The following is a 15,853-nucleotide window of genomic DNA, read 5'->3' on the forward strand; positions in this document are numbered from 1 at the left end:
CCGCTTCTGCCTTCGAAATTAGCCGAAATTCCAACGTCGATATCGCATTGATTCAACCAATATTATAAATGGTTGCGTCGGCCGGCGATCCGTGGAATGAAGGCGCCGTCAACTGCTGCAAGTCGCCATATGATGGATCAGAAAGTCGTCGCCACTACCGATGCCGCCTTCTCGGGGGTGCTGACGCAGCTCTACGGCTTCCTGGCCGCGGCACGGCTGCCCGATGACGGGCGCCTGCCGCCGGAGCGGGAACTCGCGGAACTGCTCGGCGTCAAACGCGCCGAACTACGCAAGGGGCTGGCCGTGCTCGAGCGCGAAGGCCAGGTCTGGCGTCATGTCGGCAAGGGCACCTTTGTCGGGCCCAAGCCACCGCAGCTGGTGGATATCTCGGACCTCGCGCAGCGCAGCAACCCGATCCAGGTGATGAAGGCGCGCATCGGTATAGAGCCTGAGCTCGCCCGCCTGGCCGCGATCAATGCCACGGCGGCCGAAATCAGCACCCTAGCCGAGCTGAACGCGGCCTGCCGCGCCTCGACCACCTGGCGCGAATACGAGGCCTATGACGCGCGCTTTCACCATGAGATCGCCGAGGCCGCCCACAACCCGATCCTGCTTGCGCTGTTCGATACGCTGAACGCCGTGCGCCGCGCCGTCACCTGGGGGCGGCCCCGGCCGAGCCAGGGCAGCCCGCCTGCCGATCACCACAGTTTCGAAGACCATGCCCGCATCGTCGACGCCATAGCCCACCGTGAACCTGCCGGAGCAGCCGATGCGGTGCGCCGCCACCTTCAGAATGTCGAGGATAGGCTTATCGGGCGCTCCACCTAAGATCGCGAGTCGCGGCGCCGACTGCTGCGAGGAAGCTGAGGCGATCGATGAAGGGCGAGTGGTCTGACATCGCTCTCCCGCGTTGGCGGCCGATGGACTTCAGAATTGCCAGCCGGACGGCACCCAGGCGTAGTTCGGGCCGTTCCTGAGGAGATGGCCGATGCCTGGGAACGGGTAGTGGAAGCCCAGCACCGGGATCCTGTTGGTCGCTGCGCGGTCGAAGATCCGGCGGCGCGCGGCCAGGGCGGCCTCCTTGTCACGGTCGGGGCCGGGCAGCCACGGCCGGTCTATGTTGACGACCGGGTGATAGGCGAGATCGGCGGTCAGCAGCAGCTGGTCGCTCCCCGAATGGACGAGGAAACTCACCATGCCGGGCGTATGGCCGGATGCGGCGATGGTCGTGAGGCCGGGCACGATCTCCCTGCCGGCCTCGTAGAGCTCGACGCTTTCGGCCACGGGCTCGAGGCTGCGCTTGATGGAGGCGCCGAATCGCCGCCGGAATGCCTCGGGCACCGGCATGTAGGACAGATCGGGCTCGCCGCGCACGAAGAAGTCCCAGTCCGCCTTCGGCGCGAACACCGTCGCGCGTGGAAAGGCCTTGGCGCCGGCGGCGTCCCTGAGGTTGCCGACATGGTCCGGATGGGTATGCGACACGACGATGACGTCGATATCGCTCGCGTCGAGGCCGATCGCGGCCAGATTGGCGAAGACGCGCCCACCATGGGGGCCCATCGTCTGCCCGGCTCCCGCTTCCAGCAGAATCCGTCGCCCGCCTGTCTCGATCAGTAGGGTGTTCAGGTTTAGCGTCAGGTGGTCGGTCGGCAGGAAGGCGCGCCTCAGAACCTCCTCTAGCTCGACCTCCGGCGCGTCACCGGCGTAGATCCGCGGCGGCCCGCCGATGACGCCATCGCTCAGCACCGTCGCGACGATCTCGCCGACGCGAAAGCGGTAATGGCCGGCATTGCCGCTGCCTGTCTTTGGCGCCGGGGCCGGCACCTGTGTCTGCGCGAATGCGCTGCCGAAACCGCCATGTCCCAACAGAAGGCCGCCGCCCATGGTGGCCGCAAGCATGATCCTGCGGCGCGTCGCTGTCGGGAAAGCCATGAGCAAGACCTTTCAAAAGACCGGTGCGGTCGGGTCGCAACACCATGACAGCGCGTCATCGCTCGGATAAGTCATTCAAAGGCGGACAACTTGATAAGCTGGACTTCGCAATGAATGGACTGCGCCTCGACAGCCTCGACATCTTCGCCGCGATCGTGCGGTGCGGCGGCTTTCGCGCGGCCGCGATCGAGCGCGGCGTTTCGTCATCGGCGCTGAGCCAGAGCGTCGGCGCCCTGGAGGCGACGCTCGGAATCCGCCTGCTGAACAGGACGACGCGAAGCGTGGCGCCGACAGAGGCCGGAGCGCGCCTCCTGGAACGGCTTGCGCCCGCCTTGAAGGACATCAGGGCGGCGATCGCTGATCTCGACCAGCTGCGGCAGAAGCCGTCGGGCACGCTTCGGATCAACGCGCCGGGGCCAGCTGTCGATCACATCCTGTGCCCGCTGGCCTTCGACTTCATGCGCGTCTATCCGGAGGTCAGGGTCGATTTGGTCAGCGACGCCGCCATCATCGACATCGTGGCGCAGGGGTTCGACGCCGGTGTCCGCTTCGGCCGGCAGATCGAGCAGGACATGATCGCGCTGCCGCTGGGCCCGCCGCTGCGCTATGCGATCGTGGCCGCGCCGAGCTATCTGGCGTCGAGAGGTGAGCCCTCGACGCCCCAGGACCTGATCGACCATGATTGCATCCGGCGACGTTTTCCCGGCGGGACGACGGTGTCATGGGAGTTCGAGAAGGACGGCGAGACGCTGGAGATCAAGCCTGGAGGCCGGCTGACGCTGAGCTCGGCCCATCAGGAGCTTCAGGCGGCCTTGGCGGGACAGGGCATCGCGCACGTCTTCGACAGCTATGCAAAGCCCCATTGCGACCGGGGACGCCTCGTCGAACTGCTTCGCGATTGGTCGCCGGACCTGCCGAGCTGGTTTCTGTACTACCCCAACCGTCGCCATCCCAGCGCAGCCATGGCGGCATTCCTCGACCATGTCCGGCTCTTCGATTTTCGCGCGGAGCCGGGATGAACCGCATTGCGGGGCCGATGCCATGACCGCGACGGCGGTGGAAGGTAGCCGCGACTGATCGGCTGAATCGCCTTATTCAGGCTACTGGCCGACACCGTGCTTCGCCGAAGGACAGGCGCAGCTAACCTACGATATCGGCCTCCCTGTCGACGTTATTCGAAACGCGAAATGGGACTCAGCTTTCCTCCGCGAGAGCCACCTTGCGGCTTCGCAAAATCGTGGGCGACAGCATCGCGAGCAGCATCACCGCGGTGACCCCCAGCAAGATGGCGCTGATCGGGCGCGACAGGAAGACCGCGAAATTGCCGTCCGAGAGCAGCATGGCGCGGCGGAAATTCTCCTCCAGTTGCGGCCCGAGCACGAGGCCGAGTAGCAGCGGTGCCGGCTCGACGCCGATCTTGATGAAGAAGTAGCCGATCCCCGCGCAACCCAGCATCAGCCAGACATTGAACAGGTTGTTGGCGATGCCATAGGTGCCGATGCAGCAGAACAGCACGATCGCCGGGAAGAGCAGGCGATAGGGGATCTTCAGCATCGAGACCCAGAGCCCGATCAGCGGCAGGTTGATCACCAGCAGCATCAGGTTGCCGACCCACATCGAGGCGATCACGCCCCAGACCAGTTTCGGCTGTTCGGTCATGATCTGAGGTCCGGGCTGGATGCCCTGCATCATCAGCGCGCCGATCATCAGCGCCATCAGCGCGTTGGCGGGGATGCCCAGCGTCAGCAGGGGGATGAAGCTCGTCTGCGCGCCGGCATTGTTGGCGGCTTCCGGGCCGGCCACGCCCTCGATCGCGCCCTTGCCGAAGCGGGAGGGATCCTTCGCCAGCTTCTTTTCCAGCGCGTAGGAGGAGAAGGGTGGCAGGGCGGCACCGCCGCCGGGCAGCACGCCCAGCACCGAGCCCAGCGCGGTGCCGCGCAGCACGGCCGGGAAGGCGGCGCGGAGATCGACCCGGCTGGGAATCAGATCGCGGACCTTCTGGCTGACGACGCGCCGTTCCGCCGGGCGCTCGAGATTGGCGATGATCTCTCCGAGCCCGAACAGGCCCATCGCGATGGGCACGAAATCGAGCCCGTCCGAAAGCTCGGGGATGCCGAAGGTCATGCGCGCCGCGCCAGAGCTGACATCGATGCCGACGAGGCCGAGCAGCAGCCCAAGCAGCACCATCGCCAGCGACTTCGCGACCGACCCATGCGCCAGCACGACGGCCGCGATCAGGCCGAGCACGAGCAGGCTGAAATACTCGACCGCGGTGAATTTGAGGGCGAGCACCGAGAGCGGCACGCTGAGCAGCGCGATCACGACGGTCGCCATCGTCCCGGCGAAGAAGGAGGCGATCGCGGCGATGGCGAGCGCGGTGCCGGCCTTGCCCTGCTTGGCCATCTCATGGCCGTCGAGACAGGTCACGACCGACGAGGTCTCTCCGGGCACATTGACCAGGATGGCGGTGGTCGAGCCGCCATATTGCGCGCCGTAGAAGATGCCGGCGAGCATGATCATCGCGCCCGGCGGCGACAGCCCGAAGGTGAAGGGCAGCAGCAGCGCCACCGTCGGGATCGGCCCGATGCCCGGCAGCACGCCGATGGCCGTGCCGATCAGCACCCCGAGCAGGCAGAGCCCGAGATTGTTGAGTTCGAGGGCCGTCGAGAGCCCCAGCAGCAGATTGTCGAACAGGTCCATGGCGGACAGCTTTCAGCGCGGCCAGACGGGCACCGGCAGAGCCAGGACCTTGATGAAGAGAAGGACGGCGGCGCCCGAGAGCAGCAGCGCGAACGGGACCGTTTCCCGCAGGCGCCCTTCACGGGTGGCGTAGCTGGCGAGAATGACGGTGACGACCGAGGCGATGGCGAGCCCCAGCTTTTCCGCGGTCAGCGCGAAGACGCCGACCGCGCCGAGCACCGCGAGCAGCGGGCGCAACTGCACCGGCTCGATCGGCAGCATCGCTTGCACCGGTCTCGCCCGCAGCAGGCCTGCGCGCCAGAAGCTGCGCGCGCAGAAGAACAGGCCGAAGGCGAGCAGCGCCAGCGAGACGACGCGCGGCATGTAGCCGGCCCCCATATCGGCGGCATGGCCGACATTGAGATTGCGGGTCGCGACCAGGGTGCCCGCCGCGACCGCGACGAGGAACAGGCCGAACAGCAGATCCCGCCAGTCGATCCGCGAACGGGTCATCGGGCGGCTCACCTAGCTGCCCTTGATGCCGGCCTCGCGGATGATGCCACCCCAGCGCGTGGTGGCGTCCTGCAGCCAGGTCGAGAATTCGGCCGGCGTGCCGGGACGCACGACGCCACCCTGCTCGGCGATCTTCGCCTTGATGTCGGGCGTCTCCAGAATCTTGGCGATTTCGGCATTGAGGCGCGTGATCATGGCGGGTGGCGTGCCGGCGCGGGTCAGGATGCCCTGCCAGGTGCCGGCGTCACCGCCGGGCAGTCCGGCCTCCTTGAAGGTCGGCAGCCCCGCGACGCGTTCCTCGCCGGTGACGGCCAAGCCGACGAGTTGCTTGTTGGAGACGAAGGGCAGCGTCGCGGTCGAGCCGTTGATGATGACCCCGCTCTCGCCCGAGACGACCGCCCGGGAGGCGGCCGCACCGCCCTTGTAGGGCACGTTCTTCCACTGGATGCCGAGTTCCTTGGCCATCTGCACGGCCGTGATGTGGTTGGCCGCGCCGACGCCGGAGTTGGCGACGGCGAGCTTGTTGGGGTTGGCCTTGGCGTAGGCGATCAGCTCCTGCGCCGTCTTGGCCGGGACGGATTCATGCACGGCGAGCACATAGGGGCCGAACATCACCATCGACACCGGCGCGAGGTCCTTGGCCGGATCATAGGTCAGGTCCGAGAACAGGCTGGGCGCGGTCGCCAGCGAGCCGACATCCATCAGCAGCAGAGTGTGGCCATCCGCCGGCGCCTTGGCGACCGCATCGGCGCCGAGGTTGCCGGCCGCGCCCGGCTTGTTCTCGATCACCACGGGCTGGCCGATCGCGGCCGAGAGCTTGGGGCCGATCAAGCGGGCAAGGATGTCGGAGGTGCCGCCCGGCGCGAACGGCACGACGAGGCGCACGGGGCGCTCGAAATTCTGGGCCGTGGCCGGCTGGGCGGCGAGCGTGGCGCCGGCGAGCATCGCGAAGGCGAGGCCCTTCAGCGAACCTGCGGCAAGACGGAACGGGAAACGGGTTGGGCTCATGCTGTGTCCTCCTGTGGGGTGCGGACCGGCCCGCTGGCCGAGGTCGCAGACAGTCTTGGAAGCTGCCTTGTCCATCGCAGGATAGGTCAGGCACGATGCGCCGGTGAGTTAGATTGGCAATGGAACCATACCTTTTTTGGATCACATGATAGCGCCAATGGACTTGCCCGGATCCCGCTCCCGCCTACTCTGACGGTCAGACGGCAAAAGCCGCGCCTTGATCCTGGGAGGGAAACGATGAGCCGATCGATCACGCGCCGTGCGGCGCTCAGTCTTGCCGGTGGCGCGCTCGCCGCACCGCTGGTTTCGCGTGGTAGCTTCGCCCAGGCCTATCCGGTCAAGCCCGTGACGGTCATCGTTCCCTTCGGCGCCGGCGGTACGACCGATCTCGTCGGCCGCATCATCTGCGAGAAGCTGACGCAGAAAATGGGGAAGGCCTTCATCATCGAGAACCGCGCCGGGGCCGGCGGCAATACGGGGGTGGCCGCGCTCTCCCATGCCACGCCCGACGGCTATACCATCGGCATGACCACGCCCTCGACACACGGGATCAATCCCAACCTCTACAGGGAGAGGCTGCCCTTCAAGCCGTTCGAGGATTTCGAGTTCCTCTCGCTGGCCTCGTCACAGCCGAACTTTCTCTGCATCCACCCCTCGATCCCGGCGCAGAACGTCACCGAATTCATCGCCTATCTGAAGGCCAATCCGGGCAAGGAGAATTTTGGCTCGTCGGGCATCGGCACCTCGATCCACCTCTCCGGGGAGCTGTTCATGCAGCTCGCCGGCGTGAAGATGCAACACGTCACCTATCGCTCTTCGGGTGCGCTGGTGCAGGATCTGGTCGCGGGCAACGTCAAGGTCTCCTTTGACAACTTCACCTCGCCCTATCCGCACTACAAGGCCGGCACGCTGCGCGGGCTCGCGGTCACCTCGACGGAGCGGGCCAAGATCGCCCCGGAGATTCCGGCCCTGGCCGAAACGTTGCCGGGTTTCGACATCAGCTCGTGGAACGGTTTCCTCGCACCCAGGGGGACGCCGAAGGAGATCTGCGACAGGCTCACCGGCGAGATGCAGGCCGTGTTGAAGGACCCGGCGGTGGTCGCGCGCTTCGAGGAACTCGGCGCCGCGGCGACGCCCTCCACCGGGGCGGAGGCGAAGGCGAAAGCGCAGAGCGAGATCGCCAAGTTCAAGAGCATCATCGACAAGGCCGGGATCACCATCCAGAACTGAGGCCCTGCCTCGGCAGGATCGGAGCAAGGGCGGCGTGAGGGAAGGCCGGGGATGTTCGAGCTGAGCCAGCTACGCTGCTTCGTCGCCGTCGCGGAGGAGCTGCATTTCGGCCGGGCGGCGCTGCGTCTGAACATGACGCAGCCGCCGCTCAGCCGGCAGATCCAGATCCTCGAGCGGGTTCTCGACGTTGTGCTGCTGGAGCGCAGCAACCGGACGGTGAAGCTGACGCCGGCCGGCCAGAGCTTCCTGGCCGAGGCGCGCCGCCTGCTCAAGCTCGCCGAGAGTGCGGCGCTGTTGGCCAAGCGGGTCGCCAACGGCAAGGCGGGCTCGATCAATATCGGCTTCACCGCGACCTCTGCCTATTCCTATGTGCCGGAGCTGGTGGCGGCCTGCCGCCGCGAAATGCCCGATGTCGAGATCTCGCTGAAGGAGATGGTCAGCGGCGATCAGCTCAAGCGGCTAGATTCGGGCGAGATCGACATCGGGCTGCTGCGGCCGCCGATTCCGCGCACGGGCTTGAGCATCTTTCGCGTCACGGCCGAGCCGCTCATCGCGGCGGTGAATGCCGGACACGCGCTGGCGCGTTGCGCGACGATCGCAATCGAGGACCTCGCGAGCGAACCCTTCATCATGTACGCGCCCTACGAGGCCCGCTACTTTCACGATCTGCTGGTCGAGCTGTTTTCCCGCGCCGGACTGGTGCCGAACTATGTCCAGCACCTCGCCCAAATCCATTCAATCCTGGCCATGGTTCATTCCGGCGTCGGCGTCGCGCTGGTGCCGGAAGCCGCGATGAACCTGCATTTCAGCGGCGTCGCGCTGCGCCCCGTCGATCTGCCGCGGCAGCGCCCCGCCGAACTCTTCTTCGTCAGCCGCCAGGACAACGACAACCCGCTCCTCCCGATCGTCGCCGCGCTGGCGAAACGCGTGGCGCAGGACCCGGTGAAGCTCCGGCAGAGCGATCCAATCAATGGATCGCCCGATACAGTATTTGGTCACTTTCGGCATCGTTCTTGATCTACTGCTCTGGGGAATTCAGCGAAGGAGCCGATCATGAGCAAGATGACCCCGCAGGAGATGGCGCGCCATATCGGCAACGGCCTGCTCTCCTTCCCCGTCACGCCCTTCACGGCAGGCAACAGCTTCGACGAGGCGCGCTACCGCTCCAATCTCGACTGGCTCTGCGGCTACGAGGTCGCCGGCCTCTTCGCCGCCGGCGGCACGGGCGAGTTCTTCTCGCTTTCGCCTGCCGAGGTCGTGAAGGTGGTGGCAACCGCCGTGGCTGAGACTCGAGGCCGCGTGCCGGTGCTCGCCGGTGTCGGCCATGGCACCCAGATCGCGACGGAATTGGCAGCCGGGGTCGAGCAGGCCGGCGCTGACGGCATCCTGCTGCTGCCGCCCTATCTCGTCTTCTCCGAGCAGGAAGGTCTCGCCGCCCATATCGAGGCGGTCTGCAAGGCAACGAAGCTCGGCGTCATCGTCTACAACCGCGACAACGCCATCATCACCGAAGAGACGCTGGCGAAGCTCTGCGAGCGCAATCCCAACCTCGTCGGCTACAAGGACGGCATCGGCGACATCGAGCTGATGACGCGCATCCATCTGCGCATGGGCGACCGCCTGACCTATATCGGCGGCCTGCCCACGGCCGAGACCTTCGCTTTGCCCTATCTCGAAATGGGCGTGACCACCTATTCCTCGGCGGTGTTCAACTTCGTCCCGCAGTTCTCGACCAGATTCTATTCCGCCGTGCGGCGTCGCGACCGCGACATGGTGCAAGCGGGCCTGCGCGACTTCATCCTGCCGCTGATCGCGATCCGAAACCGCAAGCGCGGCTACGCCGTCTCGATCATCAAGGCGGGCATGAAGGTGATCGGGCGCGATTCCGGCCCGGTGCGGACCCCGCTGACCGATCTCACCGAGAGCGAGACGGCGGAACTCGCCGCCCTCGTCGCAAAGCTGGACAAGAGCGAATTCGCGACGCGCGAGCGCGCCGCCGCCTGAGCGTCACCACCGCGAACCCTCGACGCTGCCGCACCCATCGGTGCGGCAGCGTTTTCGTTTGCCGATGCGGCCCTTCACGATGCGTCGATTGCATCGATCGATACGCTTTTTGAGCATCCCGTCGTGAGGGCCTGGAGGGGAGCTTGCGAAGCTTCAGTGCCTTGGCGGAAGACCGGACTGGCATGCATAAAATGCCAGTCTGACGCCGCTGGGAAACTTTCGATCAGGCTTTCAGATGGAATGTCACGAGCAGGGTGATTTCGCTGCCCTCCGGCAGGGTCGCAGCGATGCGCAGGAAGTTCCCGAAATGACTGAGCCGCTGAAACACGACCGTGTCCTTCGCCGCAGGCAGGTCAAATTCGGAGCCTTCGTCGCACCAGCGGATACCATCGGGCGAGATCTGCACCCTCGCCTTCGGCAAGGCCCCTTCCGGCTCCTTGAGCGCCCTGACGAAAACGATGGCCTCCTTGGCCCAGCCGGCCTCATAGGGCTCGGTAGCGCTTTCGCCGGTCCAGCTTTCGTTGCGGGCGACGACGGCGGTGAGGTTCTCGGGCAGCATCAGAAATCCCCCGACAGGCAGACGGAGTCGAGATAGGCGAAGGCGCGCTTGTCGGTGTCAGTCTCGGCGAAGAAGGCGAGGTTCAGCATGCACCACAGGTTCTTCATCGCCGGAATGCGGACGCAGTCGAACCCGTCCATGGCGAAGACTCGGTCATTGACCTGAAAGCGCGTCGCCTGCATCGCGGCGAGGTCGAAATCGAAGCGCAGATAGTGCCAGTTCACCTTGGTCGGAATCTCGTTGTAGCAGAGCCGCTGCTCGCCGCCCGGCAAATCCTCCCAATCGTCGGGCGACAGATGGTAGTGCGTGATCGTCTTCCCGGCCGTGCCGATCGGCTTGATCGGCGTCGTACGTCGCTTGAACTGCCATTTCTGCAGATGCTCGCCGTCCTCCGCGTTGAGGAAGCGCAGATGCGGCATGACGCGGTCGCCCGGCCCCGAGCTGTCGCCGATCTGGAGATCGTAGAGGAAGCCGAAGGAGCGGATGTCCGTCTCCGAAAGCGCGAGCTCGCTCGCTTCCGGCTTGAAGGTGAAATAGGCCTCGAGCCGGATCGGCCCCGGCTTGCGGAAGGTGAGCCGCTTGATCGCGACATTCTGCGCGCCCTTCTTTGGCCGCGTCGCGATCTTCAGCGCATAGGAGCCGTCGACGCCGCCATGCGAGCCGAAATCCCAGTTCGGCAGGGTCGAGAGCATGGCGTGGCTGTGCTGCGCATAGCCCGGCAGCATCGCGTCCAGCGTGTCCTCGTAATTGCCCACGAGCTGGGTCCAGCCGCACATGCCGCGGTCGAAATCGTCGAGGCAGATGATTCGCGACAGCGGATCGAAGCGGCTGAGTTGAGGGTCGCTCTCGCGTATGGCACGGCGCAGGTCGTCGAGCTGGGAAGCGGTTGCGGTCATGGCCTATCCCTTCACCGAGCCGGCGGTGAGGCCGGCGACGAGGTGCTTCTGCATGAGGATGACGAAGGCGAGTACGGGCAGGAGCTGCACGGTCGAGGCGGCGAAGAGCACGCCCCATTCGACGCCTTCGACGGCGCCGATCATCTCGGAGATCACCAGAGGCGCGGTCTTGGCCTTGGTGGTGGTGAAGATGAAGGCGAAAAGGAACTCGTTCCAGGCATAGACGATGACGAAGACGGAGACGGCGAGCATGCCCTGCGCCGCCATCGGCAGGATGATGCGCAGGATGATCTGCATGCGCGAGGCGCCGTCCATCATCGCGGCTTCGTCGAGCTCGCGCGGGATCTGGTCGATGAAGGTGCGCATCACCACCGTCCCGAGCGAGACGAAGAAGGTGGCGTAGAGCAGGATCAGGATGGCGTGGGTATCGTTGAGGCCGAGCCAGTTCACCGCCGGAAAGAGCGGCAGCGTGATCACGATCGGCGGGATCAGCCGGATGAAGATCAGGAAGAAGGCCGAGGCCTGCAGGCCCCGCGAGGCGAAGCGCGAATAGGCGAAGCCGGCGAGCAGCGAGACGCCGACGGCGAGCACGGTCGCTCCCACCGTGACCAGGAAGCTGTTCCAGAGGCCGAAGAAGAAATCGCCCCAGCGGCTCCACAGCGCCTCGTAATTCGCCAGCGTCGGCGCGAAGGAATAGCTGCTCGCAGTGGAGAAGATGTCGCGGTCCGCCTTGAAGGAGGACAGCACGATCAGCCCGATCGGCAGCAGCGACCAGGCGACGATCGCAGCGACCCCGAGGAGCTTCAGGATATGGCGGAGAAGCCTAGGCATCGCGCTTGAACATCTCCCGATAGAGCCGGCGCAGGTAGACGAGTGCGAGCAGGAGCGAGGCAAGCACGAGCAGCCAGCCGGTGGCGGCGGCCGGGCCGAAGGCGTTGTAGCGGAAGGCCTCGAGATAGAGGTAGACGGCCATCACCTCGGTCGTCCGTGCCGGCCCGCCGCCGGTCATGAGCCAGACCTCGGAGAACAGCCGGAAGGCGAAGATGTAGCGGAACAGCGCGGCGATCAGCAGCGCCGGCATCAAAAGCGGCAGCGTCACGCGGCGGAACGCGGTCCAGGCCGAGGCGCCATCGATGGAGGCCGCCTCGTAGAGATCGGTCGGGATCGAGAGCCTGGCCGCGTAGAGAATGATGAAGCTGAAGGGCAGGTGCAGCCAGATCGAGAGCAGGCTGACCATGGCGAGCCCATGGTTCGGATTCACCGCCCATTCGATCGGCGGCAGGCCGAGTGTCATCAGAAGCCGGCTCATCATCCCGACATCGGGCTCGAACAGGAAGCGCCACATCACCACCGCCGAGACCTCGCTGACCGCATAAGGCGCGAGCACGATGGCGAGCAGCAGGGGGCGGAACGGCACGCCCGAGGCGAAGAACAGCGCCATGCCGAGCCCGATCAGCAACTCGACATGCACCACCACGGCGACGACGATCACCGTGTTGAGCAGCGCCTTCCAGAAATACGGGTCGGCCAGAACCTTGGCGTAGTTCGCGAACCCGACGAAGGTCGCGGCCTGGCCGAAGGAGGATTGGTTCAGGCTGAGCCAGAACACGTAGAGCGCCGGCAGGAAGATGACACCGGCGATCATCAGCTGCACCGGCGTGACCAGCGCGATCGCGGCGAGGGGCGTGCGGGTGCTCATCAGGCGATCCTGAAGCGCTTCAGCGCCTCGCGATCGATCTCGATGCCCAGCCCCGGCCCCTGCGGCACGGAGAGCTTTCCTTCGACGAGCTGCGAGCCCTCGCCGACGACCGGATGGGTGAAGGCGTCGCGCAGCGGGTTCTCGTAGACCATGCATTCGAAGGTGCGGAAGCTCTCGGCCGCCGCGGCCAGCTGCAGGCTTGCCGCGACGCAGATCGCGCCCGACCAGCCGACATGCGGCGCGTAGGCCGTGTTGAAGGCGGCGGCGAGCTCGGCGATGCGCCAGGTCTCGGTGATGCCGCCCGAGCGCGTGACGTCCGGCTGGATCAGCCCGAGCGAGCGATCCTGCAACATGGTCAGCGCCTCCGATGCGACGAAGTCGCTTTCTCCCGCCGCCAGCCGGATCGGCAGGTGCTGCGCGAGGCGCCGATAACCCTCGCGATCATGCGGAGCGATCGGCTCCTCGAAGAAGCCGTAGCCGAGATCGGCGAGCGCCCGGCCGACGATCATGGCGTCGTCGACGTCATAGGCCCAGTTGGCATCGACACAGAGGGCGACGTCGTCGCCCGCGAGCCGGCGGATCAGTTTTGCCCGCGCGACGGCATCCTTCAGCGGGTGCCCGAGCTTGACCTTGATCTCGCGGAAGCCTGCGTTCAGCGCCATCGCGACCTCGGCCTCGACCGTCGCATCGTCGAGCCAGTTGATCGAGGAGGCATAGGCTGCGAGTTCGGTGCGCCCCATGCCGCCGAGCAGCTTGTGAACGGGCAAGCCGGCCTGCTTGCCGGCGATGTCCCAGAGCGCGATATCGACGGCCGCGATCGCTTCGACCACCTGGCCGCCAGGGCGCCCCGATAGCGCGGCGCGCATCGCCTTCCAGAGCGCGCGGCGGTCGGCGGCGTCGCGGCCCAGAAGCCTCGGCACCAGCGCATCCTCGATGAAGCGGGCATAGCCGGCCGCGCCACGCCGGCACAGGCCCTCGCCGAAGCCGGAGATGCCGCCCTCGGTCTCGACCTCGACGACGACGAGCTCGATTGCCGGGTAGTCGCCCTGCGAGGTGCGCTGGACCTTGGGCAAGGTCGCACGCAGCGGATGCACCTCGACCCTTGTGATACGGTTTGCCGACATGCGGCGCTGTCCTCCCCAGGACTGCATTGATGCCGATGCCGCGATGGGCATCTACTTATCTGATAGGTTGAACAGTTGCCAAGGAACGAGGCATCTGTCAATGATGCGTCCGGAGACGATGAATGAACGACGCTGTGCAGCCCCTGTTCGTCGACGATGACGACCCCTTCGCCGGGGCTGATGTCGTGCCGATGCGCCTTGGCGACGCCGTCATCCAGCGCATCACCCAGGCGATCCATGACGGGCGGCTGAAGCCGGGCGATGCCCTGCCGTCGGAATCGCGCATCGCGGCGTCCTTTGGCGTCAGCAAGCCGATCGCACGCGAGGCCATCCGCCAGCTCGCGGCAATGGGCGTCATCCATATCCAGCAGGGCAAGGCGACGCGGGTGCAGGCGCTCGATGCCGCCCCGCTCGACCGCTTCTATCGTTTCGCCGTGCGCGGGCGCCGCAACGGGCTGACCGAGGCGGTGGAGCTGCGCCGCATTCTCGAGCCGCCGATCGCCGCCCATGCCGCGCATAGACGCATGGACAGCGACCTTGAGAAGCTCGATCTCATCCTCGCCCGCATGGAGGATGCACTCGGCAACGTGCCGCGCTGGATCGAGGCCGATCTCGATTTCCACGAGGCCGTCGCGGCCTCCTCGGGCAACCGCCTGCTCGACTTCCAGATCCGCGGCCTGCGTCCGGTCATCCGCGAGGTCATGGAGATATTCAACTCGCGCGAGGCGCGCGGCCCGCAGGACTGGCGCCGCACCTTCGAGCGCCATCAGCGTGTCGTCGAGGCGATCCGGGCCGGCGATGCCGGCGCAGCCGCGGCCGCCATGAGCCAACATTTCGAAGCGGCAGAAGCCGCCATCGCGGAACTCGCGAACCACAGGGAGGACAACCATGACCGAGAGGACGGGCCTAGACCGTAGGCAATTCGGCGCCGGCATACTGGGGCTGAGCTTCGCCGCGTTGGGCGCCACGCCCGGCCGCGCGCAGCAGGGTGGCCCGTTCAACGTATTCACCCATCGCGTCATGCAGACGGTCGCGACCGGGGCGCAGGGCGGCGACATCACCAGGGACTGGGCGCAGAAGAACGGCGTCAGCGTCCAGTGGACGACCTTCGACACCGGCCCGCTGCAGGAGCGGCTGTTCCGTGAGGCCAGCCTGGGCGAGACCTCGGTCGATCTCGGCTTCGTCGTCAACACGCAGGTCGTGCCGCGCGCCGCCAACCTGTTCGAGCCGCTTGACGACTATTTGAAGAAGGACCCGGTCGAGGATGTCGCCGACATCTTTCCGGGCCTGATGCAGGGCATGAATGTCGGCGGGAAGCAGCTCGCCATTCCCTTCCGCCACGCCTCGTCCGGCCTGCACTACAACGAGGAGATCCTGGCCGAGAAGGGCTTCTCCAAGCCGCCCGCGACGATCGAGGAAATGATCGAGATCGCCAAGGCCTGCACCTATCGCCGCGCCGACGGCACGCAGGTTGTCGGCCTCTGCACGCCGGGCGCGACCTATCCCAACGTGATCGACCTCGCGCGCGCCTGGGATGGCGAGTTCATCACGCCGGAATTCAAATGCGTCGCCGATCAGCCGCCGATGCTGAATGCGATCACCACGCTGCGCGATCTGTTCAAGGCCGGCGCCTTCCCGCGCAATTTCACGACGCTCTCGCCCGAGGACGTCAATGTCTGGATGCAGCAGGGCCGCGCGGCGATGAGCCTGCAGAGCATGGGCCGTAACCGGATCTACAACGATCCGCAGAAGTCGAAATTCCCCGGGAAGATCAAGACGGTGGCGGTTCCGGCCTCGAAGACGCTCGCCGGCCGCTATGATGCCGCCCCGGCCAAGGTCGAGTTCTGGGGCATGGTCATCCCGAAGAATGCCAAGCGCAAGGACCTGGCCTGGAGCTTCATCAAGGCGATGGCCTCGAAGGAGGCGACGCTCAAGGCCGCGCTCAACGGCAACGGTCCGGTGCGCGCCTCGACCTATGCCGACCAGAGCTTCGCCGGCACCGTGCCCTATGCGGCCGAGGAGTTGAAAGTGCTCAAGGTCGCGCGCGTGCCGATGCCGGCCTTCGACGAGGCGGCCCGCGCCGGCGATCTCTTCAAGGAGGAGGCCGAAGCCGCCGTGCTCGGCATGAAGACGCCGGAGGAGGCGATGGCCTCGCTGGTCAAGCGCGTCCAGCCGCTGCTGCCGGGCTGATCGGCCGCTCCGTCATTTT

Annotated in this window: 16 protein-coding genes; 7 read left to right on the forward strand and 9 right to left on the reverse strand. The window is 66.2% G+C overall.

Translation table 11 applies throughout. The features are described 5' to 3' along the window. Window positions 1-129: 129 nt before the first annotated feature. A complete protein-coding gene (locus tag ASE63_RS09935) occupies window positions 130-828 on the forward strand; it encodes an FCD domain-containing protein (protein WP_056800370.1) in 699 nt (232 codons plus the stop codon). A gap of 99 nt (window positions 829-927) precedes the next feature. Here the strand turns inward: ASE63_RS09935 and ASE63_RS09940 are convergent, their stop codons facing one another. Beyond that, window positions 928-1,932, reverse strand: coding sequence for an MBL fold metallo-hydrolase (locus ASE63_RS09940; RefSeq protein ID WP_056800372.1), 1,005 nt, complete (start codon window positions 1,930-1,932; stop codon window positions 928-930). Between the two features lie 44 nt (window positions 1,933-1,976). Between ASE63_RS09940 and ASE63_RS09945 the strand changes: the two genes are divergently transcribed. Further along, on the forward strand, window positions 1,977-2,951 hold the full coding sequence (locus tag ASE63_RS09945) for a LysR family transcriptional regulator (protein WP_082609802.1): 975 nt from the start codon (window positions 1,977-1,979) through the stop codon (window positions 2,949-2,951). 175 nt (window positions 2,952-3,126) lie between these two features. On the opposite strand, the gene ASE63_RS09950 is transcribed toward ASE63_RS09945, so the two are convergent. Genes ASE63_RS09950 through ASE63_RS09960 form a run of 3 tightly spaced genes read right to left on the reverse strand, consistent with a single transcriptional unit; the run spans window position 3,127 to window position 6,132 of the window. After that, entirely contained in the window at window positions 3,127-4,632 is a 1,506-nt protein-coding gene (locus ASE63_RS09950; protein WP_056800376.1) for a tripartite tricarboxylate transporter permease, read from the reverse strand. Between the two features lie 12 nt (window positions 4,633-4,644). Further along, on the reverse strand, window positions 4,645-5,124 hold the full coding sequence (locus tag ASE63_RS09955) for a tripartite tricarboxylate transporter TctB family protein (protein ID WP_056800378.1): 480 nt from the start codon (window positions 5,122-5,124) through the stop codon (window positions 4,645-4,647). 12 nt (window positions 5,125-5,136) lie between these two features. Continuing rightward, the gene (locus ASE63_RS09960) at window positions 5,137-6,132 is read right to left on the reverse strand and encodes a tripartite tricarboxylate transporter substrate binding protein (protein WP_244491357.1); all 996 of its coding nucleotides are present in this window, start codon (window positions 6,130-6,132) and stop codon (window positions 5,137-5,139) included. 237 nt (window positions 6,133-6,369) lie between these two features. Here ASE63_RS09960 and ASE63_RS09965 point away from each other — a divergent pair, with 237 nt between their 5' ends. From ASE63_RS09965 to kdgD, 3 genes are read left to right on the forward strand one after another with little or no spacing between them, the layout of a single operon-like run. Then, the gene (locus ASE63_RS09965; RefSeq protein ID WP_056800382.1) at window positions 6,370-7,362 is read left to right on the forward strand and encodes a tripartite tricarboxylate transporter substrate binding protein; all 993 of its coding nucleotides are present in this window, start codon (window positions 6,370-6,372) and stop codon (window positions 7,360-7,362) included. Window positions 7,363-7,413: 51 nt separating this feature from the next. Continuing rightward, window positions 7,414-8,379 (forward strand): LysR substrate-binding domain-containing protein, encoded by a 966-nt coding sequence (locus ASE63_RS09970; protein ID WP_056800384.1) that lies wholly within the window; start codon window positions 7,414-7,416, stop codon window positions 8,377-8,379. Between the two features lie 36 nt (window positions 8,380-8,415). After that, complete coding sequence (gene kdgD / locus ASE63_RS09975; RefSeq protein WP_056800386.1) at window positions 8,416-9,366, forward strand: 5-dehydro-4-deoxyglucarate dehydratase; 951 nt, start codon at window positions 8,416-8,418, stop codon at window positions 9,364-9,366. 223 nt (window positions 9,367-9,589) lie between these two features. Here kdgD and ASE63_RS09980 read toward each other — a convergent pair whose 3' ends face one another. The 5 genes from ASE63_RS09980 to ASE63_RS10000 are packed head-to-tail and all read right to left on the reverse strand — an operon-like array spanning window position 9,590 to window position 13,644. Continuing rightward, on the reverse strand, window positions 9,590-9,925 hold the full coding sequence (locus tag ASE63_RS09980) for a hypothetical protein (RefSeq protein ID WP_056800389.1): 336 nt from the start codon (window positions 9,923-9,925) through the stop codon (window positions 9,590-9,592). Next, window positions 9,925-10,821, reverse strand: a complete 897-nt coding sequence (locus tag ASE63_RS09985) for a DUF6772 family protein (RefSeq protein WP_056800392.1) — start codon at window positions 10,819-10,821, stop codon at window positions 9,925-9,927. The genes ASE63_RS09980 and ASE63_RS09985 overlap by 1 nt, the downstream gene beginning before the upstream one ends. Before the next feature lie 3 nt (window positions 10,822-10,824). Continuing rightward, the gene (locus tag ASE63_RS09990; protein WP_056800394.1) at window positions 10,825-11,652 is read right to left on the reverse strand and encodes a carbohydrate ABC transporter permease; all 828 of its coding nucleotides are present in this window, start codon (window positions 11,650-11,652) and stop codon (window positions 10,825-10,827) included. Next, entirely contained in the window at window positions 11,645-12,520 is an 876-nt protein-coding gene (locus tag ASE63_RS09995) for a sugar ABC transporter permease (RefSeq protein WP_056800397.1), read from the reverse strand. Before ASE63_RS09995 ends, ASE63_RS09990 begins: the two co-directional genes overlap by 8 nt. Further along, complete coding sequence (locus ASE63_RS10000) at window positions 12,520-13,644, reverse strand: mandelate racemase/muconate lactonizing enzyme family protein (RefSeq protein WP_056800400.1); 1,125 nt, start codon at window positions 13,642-13,644, stop codon at window positions 12,520-12,522. The genes ASE63_RS09995 and ASE63_RS10000 overlap by 1 nt, the downstream gene beginning before the upstream one ends. Before the next feature lie 122 nt (window positions 13,645-13,766). Between ASE63_RS10000 and ASE63_RS10005 the strand changes: the two genes are divergently transcribed. Further along, the gene (locus ASE63_RS10005) at window positions 13,767-14,561 is read left to right on the forward strand and encodes a FadR/GntR family transcriptional regulator (RefSeq protein WP_056800402.1); all 795 of its coding nucleotides are present in this window, start codon (window positions 13,767-13,769) and stop codon (window positions 14,559-14,561) included. Then, window positions 14,533-15,834: an extracellular solute-binding protein gene (locus ASE63_RS10010; RefSeq protein WP_056800404.1), complete on the forward strand. Its 1,302-nt coding sequence runs from the start codon at window positions 14,533-14,535 to the stop codon at window positions 15,832-15,834. Before ASE63_RS10005 ends, ASE63_RS10010 begins: the two co-directional genes overlap by 29 nt. Window positions 15,835-15,853 lie beyond the last annotated feature (19 nt).

It is taken from the genome of Allobosea sp. Root381, from assembly GCF_001429395.1.
GTDB lineage: Bacteria > Pseudomonadota > Alphaproteobacteria > Rhizobiales > Beijerinckiaceae > Allobosea.